Source organism: Roseovarius sp. PS-C2, from assembly GCF_018862045.1.
GTDB lineage: Bacteria > Pseudomonadota > Alphaproteobacteria > Rhodobacterales > Rhodobacteraceae > Roseovarius.
Map to the genome: position 1 here is coordinate 86,010 of NZ_JAHKSQ010000005.1, position 17,747 is coordinate 103,756.

Sequence of the window (17,747 nt, forward strand, 5' to 3'; positions counted from 1 at the left end):
CCTGACGGGACCAGTGGGGCCGGTCCGACCAACGGGCCGGCCCTGCGTGTTCCAGCAAAAGGAGATCCCCGATGGCCAAACGCGACTATTACGAAGTGCTCGGCATATCCAAGGGCGCGTCGGCGGACGAGATCAAAAAGGCCTATCGCAAGAAAGCCAAGGAACTTCACCCCGACCGCAACAAGGACAACCCGGAATCCGAGGCCCAGTTCAAGGAAGCCGGCGAAGCCTATGACGTTCTGAAAGACGCCGAAAAGAAAGCGGCCTATGACCGCTTCGGCCATGCTGCCTTCGAAGGGGGCATGGGTGGTGGTGGCCCGCGTCCGGGCGGCGGATTTGGCGGCGGTGCCGGTCAGGGCGATTTCGCCTCGGCCTTTTCCGACGTGTTCGACGACCTGTTCGGCGATTTCATGGGCGGGGGCCGCGCAGGCGGCGGGCGTCAGCGCGCCGCGCGTGGCTCGGACCTGCGCTATAACCTTCGTGTCACCCTGGAAGAAGCCTTCAACGGCAGCCAGAAAACCATCAACGTGCCGACTTCGGTGCAATGCGATGCCTGTAACGGCTCGGGTGCCGAAGGCGGCGCCGAACCCACCACCTGCCCCACCTGTTCGGGCATGGGCAAGGTGCGCGCACAGCAGGGCTTTTTCACCGTCGAACGCACCTGCCCCACCTGTTCGGGGCTCGGCCAGATCATCAAGAACCCGTGCAACACCTGCCACGGTCAGGGCCGGGTCGAGAAAGAGCGCGCGCTGAACGTCAACATCCCTGCGGGCGTTGAAACCGGCACCCGTATCCGCCTCGCCGGTGAGGGCGAGGCCGGAATGCGCGGCGGTCCTGCCGGTGACCTCTATATCTTTATCGAGGTCGCCAAGCACGACATCTTCGAACGCGAGGACACCAACCTGTTCTGCCGCGTTCCCGTGTCGATGACCACCGCCGCACTTGGCGGCGATATCGAGGTGCCGACAATCGACGGCGGTCGCAGCCGCGTCAAGATTCCGGCAGGCTCACAATCGGGCCGGCAGATGCGCCTGCGCAACAAGGGCATGCCCGCCCTGCGCGGCGGCAGTTCCGGTGACATGTTCATCGAACTGGCTGTCGAAACCCCGGTGAACCTGACCTCGCGGCAAAAGGAACTGCTGCGTGAGTTCGATTCACTGTCCGAAGACAACAACCCCGAAAGCAAAAGCTTCTTTTCGTCGGTCAAAAGTTTCTGGGACGGCATGAAGGGCTGATATCCGCCTCTTGTCCAGCAAAACAGATCACAAGGGCGCACCTTTCAGGTGCGCCCTCTTCTTTTGTTCTGCGGCATTTGGTTAACGCCCACCGTACCGACGCAATACCGACACGATACCGACGTTATACCGATGCCGGTTTCAGGGTCTTGTTAACCTTTCCCTAACCGCTCACCGGCAAGCTGCGGGCATGAGCAAACCCCGCGCATTTTCCGAGATGCCCCTGCCCCTGTTTCAGGCAGACGAAGCCACAGCGCAGCCCCTCCCCCAAGGCGCGCGCCTGCCCTCCTATATCCGGGATCACCGCAAACGCCTGCGGGATCGCTTCCTGTCCGGCGGCCCGGAGGCCCTGCCGGATTACGAGATGCTGGAACTGATCCTGTTTCGTGCCATTCCCCGTCGCGATGTCAAGCCTCTGGCCCGGCAACTTCTTGAAAAATTTGGAGATTTCAACGGCGTTCTATCCGCATCGGCGCAACATCTGGCCGAAGTTTCCGGCGTTGGCGCCGCGGTCATCTGCGAGTTCAAGATCATCGAGGCCGCCGCCCACCGCCTGTCCCGCGCCCGCGTGATGCAGCAGCATGTGATCTCATCCTGGGATGCACTTCTGGACTACTGCCACACCACCATGGCGCATCAGCAGATCGAACAATTTCGCGTGTTTTACCTGAATCGGAAAAACATCCTGATTGCCGATGAGAAACAGGCCAGCGGCACCATTGATCATGTCCCCGTCTACCCGCGCGAAGTGGTCAAACGCGCCCTGCATCTGAACGCCAGCGCCTTGATTTTAGTGCATAATCACCCATCCGGGGATCCCACACCGTCTGAATCCGATATCGCCATGACCCACCAGATTCGCACTGCCGCCGATGCACTTGGAATCGCCCTGCACGACCACATCATCATCGGAAAGTCCTGCGAACTCAGCTTTCGCTCCGAAGGGTATCTTTAACGCACCCAGACCTCGACGCGCCGATTCACCTGCCGCCCCCATTCGCTGTCATCGCACGCCATGGGCATCGCTTCGCCAAAGGCCTCGACCTCCAACGTGATACGGTCCAGATTGGCCGTCTCCGCCGCCACCGACACTGCCTGACGCACGGCTTCGGCACGACGCTTGGCGATGATCTTGTTCGGTCCTGCGGGCCCGTCCCCATCACTGAACCCCACAAACACCAACCGCCGCGCATCGTACAGACCCACCTCCAACGCCCGCGCCAGTTGCTGCACGTTCGAGCGCGATTGAGCATCCAACCGCGCCGATCCGGCCTCGAAACGGAAAGTCGTCGTCAGGCGTCGCAACGGCGACAGCACCGAAACCATTCGCTGCAGTTCTGCCAACGGCACCTCGTCCCCGGCACGCGCGATCGCATTGGCAAACCTGTCCCCCTGCGCGTTGATCGTGATCTCTTCTGGCGCACGGTCGACAAATCCCGCACGCCGGATCACCAACTGCGCCGAGGGATCGCGCAGATAGACGAGGAATTCACGCACCAACTTGGGGAAACGCCGCGCAGGCATGTACAGGAAGAGGGGCGCAGTCAGCGGGTAGTCCTCGGTCTTCACGGCCCGGCGTGTCGCACTGAGCGCAAAGCCACACTGCCCTTTCAACGCCAACGCCCATGTATTTCCCGGCTCTGACCGGCTACTCACACCCAACCCAAACGGATCATCGGCGACCGCAGCTGTCAGGGCCGGTCCGTCCTCATACTGTTTAGCCGTCTCTGTCAACGTCGCGCGCACAGGCCTTAGCAACCTGTCGATTGTCGCCTGCCCCAACCCCGAGGAGCCATCCAGCACATGAACCGTGATCGGTGCATCCGGCCCCCCCAGATCGGACCAATTCTCGATTTCACCGGATAGAACCTGCGCAAGCTGCGGCGTCGTGATCGCCTGCACCGGATTGCTTGGCGCGACCACCGGCACCAGGCCATCAAGCGCTACGATCCTGCTGCGCCCGCGGGCCGACAAATCGCCCATCCCGGCGTCGCGCGCGCGCGACAGCTCGTCTTGCCGGGCTTCCCGCATGGACATCACGATATCCGCCTCGTTGGCCAAAAGGTCGGCAAAACCCTCGTCCGTGTTGGACAGGCGAAAGGTAAATTCACCCAGCAACGAACCATTCTTCGAATCACTGAGCGAGTAAAGAAACCGCTCATGGTCCAGAGCTTTCCGGGTAAGATCATATTGATGACGAATGGCAAAAGCCTCTAGCAGCGCAGGCATCAACACCCGGCCGATGGTCGGCGCTCCGGAAAATCTGACCCGCGCGACATAGTTTTCGAGACTGGGACATCCCGGCCCTTCACATCGCACACCCGAACCATCAACCGTCAATTCGCCATAAACGGTCTGAACACGATAGAATTCCCCGTCAAAACCCAACAGGTTGCCGGAAATCTCGACATCGCCATCGCGCGATGTCAGCGTCACGTCCTGCGCTGCACCCGCATAGGCCTGAGTAAACAAAAAAAGTGCGGCGACCGACGCCGCACGCACGAATGTCATTCCATGACCCCCGGATACTGCGGATTACTTCCGCGCGATCTTCAGGTCATTGAGCATGTTTTTCAACACCAGAAAATCACCCGTCGCATCGCAGGCTGGCATGGCCAATTCAAGGTCCCGCGCTCTAAGGGTTCCGCCGTTACGAACCTCAAGCGACTGCGCGGTGATGTCACGGCCACAATTCGCTGATGTGATCTCGGCCTCGACGCTCAGGTGAATATCTCCCGGCTCTTGCGCCGCTCCGGACGGGAAAGTGTAAACCTCGGCGAGCCGCCCATTTGGAACGTCCCTTGCTCCAAGGCGCGTCAGAACCCCTCTGTCTCCCCTGGCCATCTGCTCAAAATCACCCGCTGCCTCTGCCCACACATGGCCGGGATCGTCATATCCGGCCCCATACTCCAACGCATGAAGCTGCAATCCGCTATCACCCTGCCACTGGATGACGGCACGCTCATAGAACTCCAGCGCATCGAGGCTGACACTGGCCATTGCCGCCTCGCCATTGGGAAACGACGCCATGAAAACCGCATTTGGCGAAAGCCCCGGTACGGTCATGCGGCTATTGCCCTTGCTGTCGGTGACCTCGGTGAACATCATTCCGCTGTGGTGCAGGGTAAATCTCTCGTTTACCAGGCAAGGCGCATTCACGGTGATTTCCGCCATGGCTGCGGCAAGGGGCGTGGCGTTCATGGTGATGTCGCACGAGAATGCCGGAGCCGGCTCCTCGAGCGGCAGCTTCAAGATCGTTTGGTCGGTCAATGCCGCCTTTGCGATCTGCGCACCATCGACCGGGTTTGCCGGCAACCGCTTGGGTTGCGGCCCCATCTTCGGAGGGGTCGGAATGCTGGCCGACGTCAACGTGATACCGGTCAATTTACCCGTGAACTCTTGTTCAGGGGTTTGCCCGGAGCCCTCGGACATTTGTGTGAAATTGTCTTCCACCACCTGAACCGGCGTGGCGGCAATTATCCCGCCCATGCTCACTTCGGTTGCAACCGGTTCGGAGGAAGCCGCATTTTGCATGATGAAACCGACGCCGAGCGCACAGGCAAAGGTGCCGCCAGCGGTCAGGATGCGCCTTGGATTGATCATGGCCGATTCTCCCACTCCAATCTCGGGGTGGCTTAACCATGATCAACGAAATAGGCGTCCGTGTGGCATCCCCAAGGAGGAAGTACGGCCAACGCCGAGCGTCACCTAACTCAGGCCAGACGCCCGTGGCAGTGCTTGAACTTCTGACCGGAACCGCACGGGCATGGCTGGTTTCGGCCAGGATTGCCCCAGGTCGACGGATCGTTTTCGTCGAATCCTTCCACCGCCCCAGCAGAGGCAGCGGCCCCGGCGGCCGCCGCACCGGCGTGTTTCGCTTTGGCCGCGTCTTCCATCGCAGACCGTTGATCGGCGATTTCCTGCATCATCGCCTTTTGTTCTTCCTCGGTCATCGGCCGAATCTGCGCCAGCTTCTGCGTCACATCCTGACGCAAGCTGTCCAGCATCGTCTCGAACAGCTGGAAGGCTTCGTTCTTGTATTCATTGAGCGGATCACGTTGCGCATACCCACGGAAACCGACGACACTGCGCAGGTGTTCCAGCGTCAACAGATGCTCTCGCCACTTGGCGTCAATGGTTTGCAGCAAAATCTGCTTTTCGATGGCGCGCATGTTTTCAGGGCCGAAGGCCTCGGTTTTTTGCTCCATCATCTCATCGGCAGCCTTGTCCAGGCGGTCCACGATTTCATCGTCGTCGACGCCCTCTTCCTCAGCCCAAGCCATGACAGGAAGGTCCATATTCAACTGCTCGATCACCGCCGCATACAACCCTTCGGTATCCCATTGATCGGCATAGGTCTTGGGCGGCATGTAGGTGTCGATCAGATCGTCGATCACCTCACCGCGCATATCCCGCACGATCTCGGAAAGGTCATCGGCCTTCATGATGTCGAGACGTTGCTTGAAGATGACCTTGCGCTGCTCGTTCATCACGTCGTCGAATTTCAGCAACTGCTTGCGGATATCGAAGTTACGGCCTTCGACCTTGGCCTGCGCCCGCTCAAGCGACTTGTTCACCCACGGGTGAATGATCGCCTCGCCTTCTTTCATGCCAAGCGTCGACAGGACCTTTTCCAACCGTTCCGAACCGAAAATACGCATCAGGTCATCTTCGAGGCTCAGGAAAAACGAGGATCGTCCCGGATCGCCCTGACGGCCCGACCGGCCCCGCAACTGATTGTCGATCCGTCGGCTTTCATGCCGTTCGGTCGCCAGAACGAACAGACCACCGGCCTGTTTCACGGCCTCTTCATCGGCGGCGTGTTCCGCTTCGATCTTCTCGCGGATTTCTTCCGGATCGGCGTCGGGACTGGCTTCCAGCGCTTCCATGATCTTGAAATCGACATTGCCGCCCAGCTTGATGTCGGTGCCGCGCCCGGCCATGTTGGTCGCGATGGTCACGGCATTCAGCTTACCGGCGTCGGCCACGATCTGGGCTTCCTGCTCGTGCTGGCGGGCGTTCAGGACGTTGTGCTTGATCCCCGCTTGGGTCAGCAACTGGCTGAGAAGTTCGGATTTTTCAATCGAAGTGGTGCCCACAAGGATCGGTTGGCCCTTTTCGTGGGCTTCGTTGATCGTTTCGACAATGGCGTCGAATTTTTCCTTCGTGGTGCGGTAAACAGCGTCATCTTCATCCAGACGCGCAATCGGCTTGTTGGTGGGAACTTCAACAACGCCAAGACCATAGATTTCGGCAAATTCCTCGGCTTCGGTCGCGGCTGTCCCGGTCATGCCGGACAGCTTGTCATAGAGCCGGAAATAGTTCTGGAAGGTCACGCTGGCCAGGGTGACGTTCTCGGGCTGAATGTTGCAGCCTTCCTTGGCCTCGATCGCCTGATGCAGGCCATCCGACAGACGACGGCCCGGCATCATCCGCCCGGTGAATTCGTCAATCAGGACAACTTCAGCATCGCGGACGATGTAATCCTTGTCCTTCTGAAACAGCTTGTGTGCACGCAGACCCTGATTGACGTGGTGCACGATGGTGGTGCTTTCAGGGTCATAGAGCGATTGCCCCTCTTCCAGCAGGCCCCGCGAATGCAGCAGTTCCTCGAGAAACTCGTTCCCGTCGTCGGTAAAGGTCACGTTGCGGGTTTTCTCATCCAGCGAATAGTGATCTTCGTTCAATTCCGGGATCAGCTTGTCGATACCAACATAGAGATCGCTGCGATCCTGCGCCGGCCCCGAGATGATCAACGGCGTACGTGCCTCGTCGATCAGGATGCTGTCCACCTCGTCGACAATGGCAAAGTAATGCTCGCGCTGGCTCATCTCCTCCAGCGAAGATTTCATGTTGTCGCGCAGGTAATCGAAACCCAGTTCGTTGTTGGTGGCATAGGTCACGTCAGAGCCATAAGCCGCCTTCTTTTCATCCTCGGGCTGCTGCGGATACACCACGCCGGTGGTCATGCCGAGAGCGCCGTAAACCTTGCTCATCCACTCGGCGTCACGGCGGGCCAGGTAATCGTTCACTGTCACGATATGAACGCCTTTGCCGGTCAACGCGTTCAGATAGGCTGGGAAGGTCGCGACCAGCGTCTTGCCTTCACCCGTCTTCATTTCCGAAATATTGCCCTGATGCAGGAAAATCCCGCCCATCAACTGCACGTCAAAGGCTCGCAATCCAAGCGCGCGGCGCGCGCCCTCGCGACAGTTGGCAAACGCTTCGGGCAGGAGCGAGTCCAGACTCTCGCCCTCTTCGATCCGCTTTTTGAATTCCTGGGTCTTTTCGATCAAGCCCTCATCGCTCAGCGCTTCGAATTCGGGCTCAAGTGTGTTGATCTTTTCGACCAGCGGGCGGGTCGCCTTGATCTTGCGGTCATTGGGAGTGCCGAAGATCTTCTTGGCGACAGTTCCGATACCCAGCATATTCTATCCGTTCCGGTGTTTGTGCTTATCCGTGACAGGCAATTGCTTGCCCCGCCTCCCGCACCACCCTAGAACGGGCACAAGATGGCGGTTTTATTGGTCCAAAGCCGATGTAAGGGGCCGCCGATAGAGTGTCAACGTCGCGCAGCCGCACGACCTCCTGATGCAGTAATGCAAGAAAGGTAAACCATGTCCATTCGCCAACGGTTTCTTCCAGCAATCGCCCTGACTTCGATGCTTGTCCTGCCGCTCTCGGCACAGGCGGAGGATACGGTCGACACCAACACCGTGATGGCCACTGTAAACGGAACCGAAATCACGCTTGGCCACATGATTGCCCTGCGCGCCAGCCTCCCGGCCCAGTACGGCCAGCTGCCCGCCGAACTTCTGTTCAATGGAATTCTGGATCAGTTGGTTCAGCAAACCCTGTTGATGCAGGATCATACCGGTGACCTTTCGCAGCGCAACACCCTGATCCTTGAGAACGAACGTCGCGGCATCGTCGCCAGCGAGGTGATCGACCGGGTCATGAACGCCGATCTCAGCGACGAGAAAATTCAGGCCGCCTATGACAGGGATTATGCAGGTGCCGAGGCGGAAACCGAATACAAGGCGGCCCACATTCTTGTCGAAACCGAGGACGATGCCAAAGCTATCGTTCAGGAACTGGCCGATGGCGCGGATTTCGCGGAAACCGCCGCAGAAAAATCCACAGGCCCCTCTGGCCCCAATGGCGGGGATCTGGGCTGGTTCGGCGCCGGTGTCATGGTGGAACCGTTCTTTCAGGCCGTGACTGCGCTCGAGCCCGGCCAGGTTTCCGACCCGGTACAGACGCAATTCGGCTGGCATGTCATCAAACTGAACGAAACCCGTGTCAAAGATACCCCCAAGCTGGAAGACGTGCGCACGGAAATCGAAGAATCACTGCGTCAGGCAGCCTTCGACGCGCATATTGAAACCCTGACCGGCAAGGCAGATATCGACCGCACCGACAGCTCGGGAATCGATCCCGAAATCGTCAATAACCTTGATCTTCTGGAGAACTGATCATGGGCGCTCCTCTTCCACGTTCCCCGCTTGCACCCGCGTCATTTCCCGACCTGCCCGCCATTCGCGGGGTCCGGTTTGCCACAACGCAGGCGGGCGTTCGTTACGAGGGGCGCGATGACGTGATGCTGGCCGTTCTGTCGCCGGGCGCAACCATTGCCGGTGCCTTCACCCGGTCGGCCACCCGGTCAGCGGCGGTTCTGGATTGTCAGGAAAAGAACGGCCAGATCAGCGATCAGGGCGCAGCGATCCTTGTCAATTCCGGCAACGCCAACGCCTTCACCGGTCGCCACGGCCGGGAGTCCGTCAAGGCGGTAACCGAAGCAGCAGCACAGGCTCTGAACCTGCCGGAATCGCGGATTTTCACCTCATCCACCGGGGTCATCGGCGAACCGCTGCCGCATGACAAGATCACCGCGAAGCTGGACGAGTTGACCGTCAATCTATCCCCTGAGGGGATCGAAGACGCCGCAAACGCCATCATGACGACCGACACCTTCCCAAAAGGGTCCGGCACCATCGTGCATATTGATGGACAGCCCGTGCACATCGCGGGCATCGCCAAAGGCTCGGGCATGATTGCGCCGGACATGGCAACGATGCTGGTCTATATCTTCACCGATGCGGTGGTGGATCAGCCCGTCCTGCAATCCATGGTCTCGGCTTTGAACGAAAAGACCTTCAACTGCATTACCGTCGATAGCGATACCTCGACCTCCGACACCCTGATTGTCGGGGCCACAGGGGCATCGGGCATCCGCGTGACCGAAAATTCTGTCGGGTTCATGGAAGGTCTGCGTCAGGTCATGCTGGATTTGGCGCATCAGGTCGTACGTGACGGCGAAGGCGCGACGAAGTTCGTGGAGATTTCTGTGACCGGGGCTTCCAGCGATGCGGATGCTCGCACTCATGCCATGGCCATCGCAAATTCACCACTGGTCAAAACCGCTATTGCCGGGGAAGACGCCAACTGGGGCCGGGTTGTCATGGCCATCGGCAAGTCCGGTGCCCCGGCAGACCGGGATACGCTTTCAATCTGGTTTGGCGATATTCGGGTCGCACATGAAGGTTGGGTTGACCCCGAATACAGTGAAACCGCCGCGTCTGCTTACATGAAACAGCAGGAACTGGCGATTCACGTCGATCTGGGGTTGGGCGGCGGGACCGCCGTTGTCTGGACCTGTGATCTGACTCATGGCTACATCGACATCAACGCCGATTACCGCTCATGAAAACCGTTCTTGTTTCGGCGGTCGCGCTGATCGACATAGATGGTCGCATCCTGCTGACCCAACGGCCCGAAGGCAAATCCATGGCTGGCCTGTGGGAATTTCCAGGCGGCAAGGTCGAACCGGGGGAAACGCCCGAACACGCATTGATCCGCGAACTGGAAGAAGAACTGGGCATCAATACATGGGCCAGTTGCCTCGCACCGCTGACCTTTGCCAGCCACAGCTATGATGATTTTCATCTGCTCATGCCGCTGTTTGCCTGTCGCAAATGGGAGGGCACTCCGCAGGGCCGTGAAGGTCAGGCGTTGAAATGGGTCCGGTCCAACGCCCTGCGTGACTATCCCATGCCGCTTGCCGACATTCCGCTGATCCCGATCCTGCGTGATTGGCTTTGATAAACAAAAAAAAAGGGGCTGCCGAAGCAGCCCCTTTTGTTTCATGCCGATCAGTCCAGTTTGCGCTCGACTTCTTCGCGCTCGAAAATCTCGATCACATCGTTGGGGCGGATGTCTTCGTAATTTTCAAAGGCCATACCGCATTCCTGACCCGATTGGACCTCGGCCACTTCATCCTTGAAACGCTTGAGCGTCTTCAAGGTGCCTTCGTGGATCACGACATCGTCGCGCAGCAGGCGCACGCCAGCTGAACGGCGCGCAACGCCTTCGGTAACTAGGCAGCCCGCCACTTTGCCGACGCCGGAAACCTTGAAGACCTCTTTGATCTGCGCATAGCCGATGAATTTTTCGCGTACTTCCGCACCCAAAAGACCCTCGGCCGCCGCTTTCACGTCATCGACCAGATCGTAGATCACGCTGTAATAGCGAATCTCGACGCCCTTCTGGTTGGCGCTGTTGCGGGCCGGAGCATTCGCCCGGACGTTAAAGCCCAGAACCGGCGCACCCGATGCTTCGGCAAGACCGATATCGGATTCGGTGATGGCACCAACGCCCGAGTGCAATACGCGCACCCGCACCTCCTCGTTGCCGATTTTTTCCATCGCCTGAATGATCGCTTCGGCGCTGCCCTGCACATCGGCCTTGACCAGAACCGGCAACTCCTTGACGTTCTCGTCTTCCTTGGCTTTGGCCAGCAACTGCTCCAGCGACGTACCGGCACCGGCTGCCGCGCGTTTTTCTTTGGCCGCCTGCTCACGATATTCGGCAATCTCGCGCGCCTGCGCTTCGGTTTCGACCACGTTCAGAACGTCGCCCGCTTCGGGCGTACCGTTCAGGCCCAGAACCTCGACAGGAACCGATGGCCCGGCCTTTTTCACCCGGTCGCCCCGGTCGTTGATCAGCGCACGAACCTTACCCCACTGCTCACCGACGACAAAAATATCGCCCTGCGTCAGGGTCCCTTTCTGCACCAGAACCGTGGCGACAGGACCGCGGCCAACATCAAGCTGCGCTTCGATCACCGCACCTTCGGCAGCTCGATTCGGGTTCGCCGTCAGTTCGAGAATCTCCGACTGCAGCGCAATCGCCTCCAGAAGCTCATCAAGCCCCTGGCCGGTTTGCGCGGAGACTTCGACGTCCTGCACATCACCCGACATCGCCTCGACGATCACCTCGTGCTGCAACAGGTCGGTACGCACCTTGTCGGGGTTCGCCTCGGGCTTGTCGCACTTGTTGATCGCCACGATGATCGGCACCTCGGCCGCCTTGGCGTGGTTGATGGCTTCGACCGTCTGCGGCATCACCGCGTCATCCGCAGCCACCACCAGAACGACGATATCCGTCACCTGCGCACCACGGGCGCGCATGCTGGTGAATGCGGCGTGACCCGGCGTATCGAGGAAGGTCAGAACCTGACCGCCATCGGTCGTTACCTGGTAGGCACCGATATGCTGTGTGATCCCGCCCGCTTCGCCGGACACGACCTTGGCGTTGCGGATCGCATCCAGAAGCGAGGTCTTGCCGTGGTCCACATGGCCCATCACGGTGATAACCGGCGGGCGTGCTTCCATATCTTCGGGCTTGTCTTCGACCTGGTCGATCACGTCCTCGACATCGGCATCACTGACCCGCACCACACGGTGGCCGAATTCCTCGATGATCAACTCGGCGGTATCGGCATCGATCGTCTGGTTCTGCGTAACCATCATGCCGTTGTTCATCAACGCCTTGATAACATCGCCCACTCGCTCGGCCATACGATTGGCAAGCTCGGAAACCACAATGGTCTCGGGCAGTTGCACGTCACGCACGACCTTTTCACGCTCCTGATGACCACCCATGGCCTTCTGGCGCGCCCGTTCCTGCTTGCGCTTCATGGCAGCCAAAGATTTCTGACGGCCACCTTCGCCACCCGAAAGTGCCTGATTCAGCGTCAGCTTGCCCGCACGACGCCCGCCGTCGTCGCGACCTTTGCCACGACCACGAGTCGTCTGATCGCGTTCCTTTTCGACCTTGCGGACGGGTTGCTGCTTGGCGGGGGCACGCGGCTCTTCGGGGGGCGGCGGCGGTGCTGCAGCGGCTTGCTCTGCCTCAAGGCGCTTGCGCTCTTCTTCCTCGGCCTTGGCGCGGGCGCGCTCTTCGGCCTCGCGCTGTTCGCGCTCCTTGGCCTCGGCCTCTTCCCGGCGACGTTGCCGTTCTTCCTCGCGCTCTTTCTCCTCGGCCTCGCGGCGTGCAGCCTCTTCGGCTTCACGCGCCTGCGCAGCCTGAAGCGCCTTCATCCGGCGCTCCATTTCCGAGTCCGAAATACCGGCCGGACGCTTCGAAGAACCGCCTGCGGACCCCTGCGCCTTGCCGCCGCCAGCCGCGCCCGGCGCTCCTGCACCCGGCTTTGGCTTGACGACGCGCTTGCGCTTGGTTTCCACCACGACGTTCTTGGTCCGGCCATGGCTGAAGCTCTGCTTCACGTTCCCCGAACGGGGACCGCCACGAACACCCAAAGTCTTTTTTCCGTCGTTGTCGCTCATATGGTTCAACTTCCTTTCCGGCGGGTCTGCCCGCCGTTCGAAACGCGCAGGCCCTTCAACCTTGCCGCTTCATCTACAACACGTTGGGACAAACCGCCAGCACCCAGTGCCGCATGCACTGTGGTTTGTCGCCCAAAGGCGCGCCCCAGCTCTTCGGCGGTCAGCCAGCCGATGAATGTCCCGCCCTGGGGCGTGCTTAGCTTCGATTTTCCACGCTCCGATCCGTCACTGGCCTGAATCAGAACGGTGGCTTCTTCCCTGGACAGCCAATCCTTGACTTTTTCATACCCGGTAACGGCACCACCGCCCTTTCGGGCAAGGCTGATAAGGTTCACGATACGCGCCACCAACTGACCTTCAACCAAAGACACAAAGTCATCGGGAACGATCACAGCCTGACGCGCGGCACGGGCAAACAGCCCCTTTTTCACCGCCTTTTCAAGCGCCGCCCTATCGGACAACACCCAAATGCCACGGCCCGGCAACTTGCCTGCGATATCCGGCGCAATCTGCCCGTCGGGCGCAACGACGAAACGGATCAACCCATGACGCGGATGCACCTCACCCGTAGCAATACATTTGCGTTCGGGACCGTCCTGGCGATCCTTGGGTTGCCCACCGCGACCCATCAGCAGCCTCCGAGGCCTGACGGATCAGGCCTCGGCCTCCTGTTCTTCGCCCTCGACTTCGGCCTCGGCCTCGTCGTCAGCTTCGGGCTCAAGGTCCGCAGGATCCACCCAGCCCAGCATGACTCGCGCGGTCATGACCATGTTTTGGGCTTCGTCCAGCGACACGTCGAACGGTTCCAGAATCCCGTCATCCTTGACGCGCTCACCATCCACCGTGGTCCAGCCGCCGGCCAATTCCCAATCGGCACAGGTGGCGAAATCTTCCAGGGTCTTCACGCCATCCTGGGCCAGCGCAACGATCATTTGGGGGGTCAGGCCTTCGAATTCAATAAGGCTGTCCTCAGCCCCCAACGCGCGGGCTTTCTCCATCGCCTCCCGCGCCTGTGCTTCCAGAACGTCACGGGCACGCGCCTGCAATTCATTGGCCGTGTCCTCGTCCACCCCGTCGATCACCAGCAACTCGTCCAGTTCGACATAGGCGACCTCTTCGAGATTGGTGAACCCTTCGGACACCAGAAGCTGTGCAAAGAACTCGTCCAGGTCCAGGTTGTCCATGAACAGTTTCGTGCGCTCCTCGAACTCTTTCTGGCGGCGTTCGGAATCCTCGGCCTCCGTCATGATGTCGATGTCCAGATTGGTCAGCTGGCTGGCCAGACGCACGTTCTGACCGCGACGACCGATAGCCAGAGAGAGCTGATCTTCGGGTACGACCACTTCGATCCGCTCGGCCTCTTCGTCCAGAACCACCTTGGAAACCTCGGCAGGCTGCAACGCGTTCACAAGGAAGGTCGGCTGATCTTCGTTCCACGGAATGATGTCGATCTTTTCGCCCTGAAGCTCGTTCACGACCGCCTGAACACGGCTCCCGCGCATACCCACACAGGCACCGACCGGATCAATCGACCCGTCATAGGAAATCACGGCGATCTTGGCCCGGCTGCCCGGATCGCGGGCAACGGCCTTGATCTCGATAATACCGTCATAGATTTCCGGCACTTCCATCTTGAACAGCTCGGCCATGAATTCGGGCGCGGTGCGGCTCAGGAAAATCTGCGGGCCACGGGCCTCGCGGCGCACATCCTTGATATAGGCGCGCACACGATCGCCGTTGCGATAGCTTTCGCGCCCGATCTTGTCGTTGCGGCGCAGGATCGCTTCACCCCGGCCGACATCGACGATGACGTTGCCGTACTCCTCGCGCTTGACCACACCGTTGATGATGGTGCCGGCACGATCCTTGAATTCCTCGTACTGGCGATCACGTTCGGCTTCGCGGACCTTTTGCAGAATCACCTGCTTGGCCGACTGCGCGGCAATCCGGCCCATATCGACCGGCGGAATTTCCTCGATGAACTGGTCGCCCACCTTGGGATCGTCCAGATACTGCTTGGCCTGTTCGACGGTCATCTCGGCCTGGTAGTTTTCCAGTTCTTCATCCTCGACCACGGTGCGCACACGGGTAAAGGTCGCCTTGCCGGTCTTGCGGTCGATGCTGACCCGGATATCCATTTCGGCGCCGTAACGGCTCTTGGCCGCCCGCGCGAGGCTTTCTTCCATCGCCTCGACCACCAGGCCGGGGTCGATCATCTTTTCGCGGGCCACGGCCTCGGCGGTTTGCAACAGCTCAAGCTGGTTGGCAGAGGTAATTGCCATTTTCAGTCCTCCTCAGACCCTTCGGTCTCGATCTCGTCAAAAGCATCTTCATTAAGCGAGCCTGCAGCCTTGCGGGCCTTCAGCATTTCCTTGATCAACTCGTCGGTCAGCACCAGCTTGGCATCGGCCAGCCAATCGAATTTCAAACCCACGGTGCCTTCCTCGATATTGATCAGCACCTCGTCATCCTCGATCCCGGCCAGAACACCCTTGAAGCGTTTGCGCCCGTCGATCAGTTCGGACGTTTCCAGCTTGGCTTCGTAACCCTCGAAGTCCTCGAAATCCTTGAGCCGCGTCAGCGGGCGGTCGATGCCTGGGCTGGACACCTCCAGCGTATAGGCGTCCAAAATAGGATCTTCGACATCCAGAACCGCACTGACGGCATTCGATATCTCGGCACAATCGTCCACTTCGATCCCACCGTCAGGCTTCTCGGCCATGATCTGCAATGTCGACGTCTTGCCACTCATCAAGCGCACGCGCACAAGCTCATACCCCATATCCTCGATGACGGGGGTAATGATCTCGGCCAATCGGCGGTCAATCGCAGCTTTCGCAATCAGATCGTTGCTCATCGGTCTTTCACGCACAAAAAAACGGGCGCGCGGCCCGTTATAATTTCCCGGTGGAGCCATCCGGTGAAACCCGACGACGCCGCTGTTGAGGGGGATATACGCCTCTTATCCCGAGTCTGCAAGGGCAAGCGAAAAATTCATACGTTCGCCCTATTAATAATACTGCTCAATCCGCAAACCATGCATCGTCACCGACGCTTCACCGACAAAATACCGACGTGATACCGACACCGGCGTCGATGCAATCGAGGCACCGTTAACGCGCCTGCGCCAACAGGTTCATCACCTTGACCAACTCCGCGCTGATCCCTGGCTCGGACAGGGCGTGCCCGGCCACCGGAATCATGCGCAGATCGGCTTTTGGCCACGCTTTGGCCAGCTTGTAGGCCGACACCGGCGGGCAGATCATGTCATAGCGCCCCTGCACGATAACGCCGGGAATATGAGATATTTTATCAATCTGATCAATGATTTGCCCGTCATACTCCAGAAATCCGCCATTGATGAAATAGTGGTTTTCCAGACGTGCAAAAGCTCGTGCATATTCCGCGGGGCTGTCCGCCCCGCTACCGCTGGAGTTCACCGTCGCCAACGCGTTTTCCCACGCCGACCACGCCCGCGCATGATGGACTTCCTCAACGCGATCCCCGGAAAACAACCGGCGATGATAGGCCCCGATCATATCGTGCCGCTCGTCTTCGGGTATAAGATCTTGAAATCGCTTCCATGTTTCCGGCCAGAACATACCGGCTCCGCCACCATAGAACCAATCCAGCTCGGCCTTGGTCATGGTAAACACACCACGCAAAATCAGATGGCGCACCCGTGCCGGATGAGTCTGCGCGTAAATCAACGCCAATGTCGCGCCCCAACTCCCCCCGAAAACGATCCAGTCATCTATCGTTAACTCCTGGCGAATACGCTCGATATCCGCCACGAGATGCCAGGTGGTGTTGGCCTCGGTGCTGGCATGTGGGCGTGATCGCCCGCAACCGCGTTGATCGAACAGGATGATCCGATAAATCTTCGGGTCGAAATATCGCCGCATGGCGGGGCTGCTGCCTCCGCCCGGACCGCCGTGAAAGACAACCACGGGCAAGCCCTCGGGATTGCCCGATTGCTCGACATAAATTTCATGCCCATCCCCGACATTCATCATTTTTCGATCAAACGGCTCGATCGGACGATAGAGGTACTGGACTGCGCTCTTTTGGCCTGAGAATTTATCCATGACCGTCCTATATAAGAGGGTTGAACCCAAAAGAGCACATGGAGAGCAGAATGCAAGCCGCTCAGACCACGATCGATCCTGCCGAGGTCGCCAAGTTCGAGGCAATGGCCGCCGAATGGTGGGACCCGAACGGTAAGTTCAAGCCCCTGCATATGCTTAACCCGTGTCGGTTGGATTACGTCACGGCGCAGATCGCCGCCGAGTTTGATCGCGACCTGAACGCAGACGCTCCGTTTTCAGGGCTACGCATTCTGGATATCGGATGTGGCGGCGGCCTGCTGTCGGAACCCATGGCGCGCTTGGGCGCAACCGTGGTGGGCGCCGACGCTGCCGAGCGCAACATCCCCGTCGCGCAAGTTCACGCCGAACAGTCCGGCCTGACCATTGATTATCGAAATACAACAGCCGAAGCCATAGCGGCGGCGGGCGAACAGTTCGATATCGTGCTGAACATGGAGGTGGTCGAACATGTTGCCGATCCGTTGGCTTATTTGACGGCCTGTCAAACGCTGCTGAAACCGGGTGGACTTCATATTTGCTCGACCATCAACCGTAATGCCAAAAGCTTTGCCATGGCCATCGTCGGGGCCGAATACGTCATGCGCTGGCTTCCTAAGGGTACGCATGAGTGGAACAAGTTCATCACCCCAGACGAACTGTTCGACCTGCTTGAAAAGGCCGGTCTGTCGCCGGTGGATCGCAAGGGGTTCGTGTTCAACCCTGTCAGTTGGCAATGGTCCCTATCGGCAAAAGACCTGAGCGTGAATTATGTGACCGCCAGCGTGAAACCGAAATAA

14 protein-coding genes are annotated in these 17,747 nt (G+C 59.4%); 6 read left to right on the forward strand and 8 right to left on the reverse strand.

Annotation, left to right across the window (positions count from 1 at the left end; translation table 11 throughout):
- Positions 1-71 precede the first annotated feature (71 nt).
- Together dnaJ and radC are read left to right on the forward strand one after the other, a co-directional pair.
- A complete protein-coding gene (dnaJ, locus tag KPG71_RS10675; protein WP_216338067.1) occupies positions 72-1,235 on the forward strand; it encodes a molecular chaperone DnaJ in 1,164 nt (387 codons plus the stop codon).
- Between the two features lie 190 nt (positions 1,236-1,425).
- Positions 1,426-2,190, forward strand: coding sequence for a DNA repair protein RadC (gene radC, locus KPG71_RS10680; RefSeq protein ID WP_216338068.1), 765 nt, complete (start codon positions 1,426-1,428; stop codon positions 2,188-2,190).
- Here radC and KPG71_RS10685 read toward each other — a convergent pair.
- The 3 genes from KPG71_RS10685 to secA all read right to left on the reverse strand — a co-directional run bounded on the left by KPG71_RS10685 (position 2,187) and on the right by secA (position 7,663).
- Entirely contained in the window at positions 2,187-3,746 is a 1,560-nt protein-coding gene (locus KPG71_RS10685) for a substrate-binding domain-containing protein (protein ID WP_216338069.1), read from the reverse strand. The two genes, radC and KPG71_RS10685, sit on opposite strands and share 4 nt — an antisense overlap.
- A gap of 24 nt (positions 3,747-3,770) precedes the next feature.
- Complete coding sequence (locus KPG71_RS10690) at positions 3,771-4,838, reverse strand: hypothetical protein (protein WP_216338070.1); 1,068 nt, start codon at positions 4,836-4,838, stop codon at positions 3,771-3,773.
- A gap of 110 nt (positions 4,839-4,948) precedes the next feature.
- Positions 4,949-7,663 carry a preprotein translocase subunit SecA gene (secA, locus tag KPG71_RS10695; RefSeq protein WP_216338071.1) on the reverse strand — a complete coding sequence of 905 codons (2,715 nt, stop codon included), beginning with the start codon at positions 7,661-7,663 and terminating at the stop codon, positions 4,949-4,951.
- A gap of 189 nt (positions 7,664-7,852) precedes the next feature.
- On the opposite strand from secA, the gene KPG71_RS10700 reads away from it, so the two are divergent.
- The 3 genes from KPG71_RS10700 to mutT are packed head-to-tail and all read left to right on the forward strand — an operon-like array spanning position 7,853 to position 10,337.
- Positions 7,853-8,710 (forward strand): peptidylprolyl isomerase, encoded by an 858-nt coding sequence (locus KPG71_RS10700; RefSeq protein WP_216338072.1) that lies wholly within the window; start codon positions 7,853-7,855, stop codon positions 8,708-8,710.
- 2 nt (positions 8,711-8,712) lie between these two features.
- A complete protein-coding gene (gene argJ / locus KPG71_RS10705) occupies positions 8,713-9,942 on the forward strand; it encodes a bifunctional glutamate N-acetyltransferase/amino-acid acetyltransferase ArgJ (RefSeq protein WP_216338073.1) in 1,230 nt (409 codons plus the stop codon).
- Positions 9,939-10,337 carry an 8-oxo-dGTP diphosphatase MutT gene (mutT, locus tag KPG71_RS10710; RefSeq protein ID WP_216338074.1) on the forward strand — a complete coding sequence of 133 codons (399 nt, stop codon included), beginning with the start codon at positions 9,939-9,941 and terminating at the stop codon, positions 10,335-10,337. Before argJ ends, mutT begins: the two co-directional genes overlap by 4 nt.
- A 50-nt stretch (positions 10,338-10,387) precedes the next feature.
- Here the strand turns inward: mutT and infB are convergent, their stop codons facing one another.
- The 5 genes from infB to pip all read right to left on the reverse strand — a co-directional run bounded on the left by infB (position 10,388) and on the right by pip (position 16,950).
- Positions 10,388-12,862 carry a translation initiation factor IF-2 gene (infB, locus tag KPG71_RS10715; protein WP_216338075.1) on the reverse strand — a complete coding sequence of 825 codons (2,475 nt, stop codon included), beginning with the start codon at positions 12,860-12,862 and terminating at the stop codon, positions 10,388-10,390.
- A 5-nt stretch (positions 12,863-12,867) separates the two neighbouring features.
- Positions 12,868-13,491: an RNA-binding protein gene (locus KPG71_RS10720; protein ID WP_216338076.1), complete on the reverse strand. Its 624-nt coding sequence runs from the start codon at positions 13,489-13,491 to the stop codon at positions 12,868-12,870.
- A gap of 24 nt (positions 13,492-13,515) precedes the next feature.
- Positions 13,516-15,144, reverse strand: a complete 1,629-nt coding sequence (nusA, locus tag KPG71_RS10725; RefSeq protein ID WP_216338077.1) for a transcription termination factor NusA — start codon at positions 15,142-15,144, stop codon at positions 13,516-13,518.
- Positions 15,145-15,146: 2 nt separating this feature from the next.
- Entirely contained in the window at positions 15,147-15,719 is a 573-nt protein-coding gene (gene rimP, locus KPG71_RS10730) for a ribosome maturation factor RimP (RefSeq protein ID WP_216338078.1), read from the reverse strand.
- 256 nt (positions 15,720-15,975) lie between these two features.
- Positions 15,976-16,950, reverse strand: a complete 975-nt coding sequence (gene pip / locus KPG71_RS10735) for a prolyl aminopeptidase (protein WP_216338079.1) — start codon at positions 16,948-16,950, stop codon at positions 15,976-15,978.
- Between the two features lie 50 nt (positions 16,951-17,000).
- Between pip and ubiG the strand changes: the two genes are divergently transcribed.
- Entirely contained in the window at positions 17,001-17,747 is a 747-nt protein-coding gene (ubiG, locus tag KPG71_RS10740; protein ID WP_216338080.1) for a bifunctional 2-polyprenyl-6-hydroxyphenol methylase/3-demethylubiquinol 3-O-methyltransferase UbiG, read from the forward strand.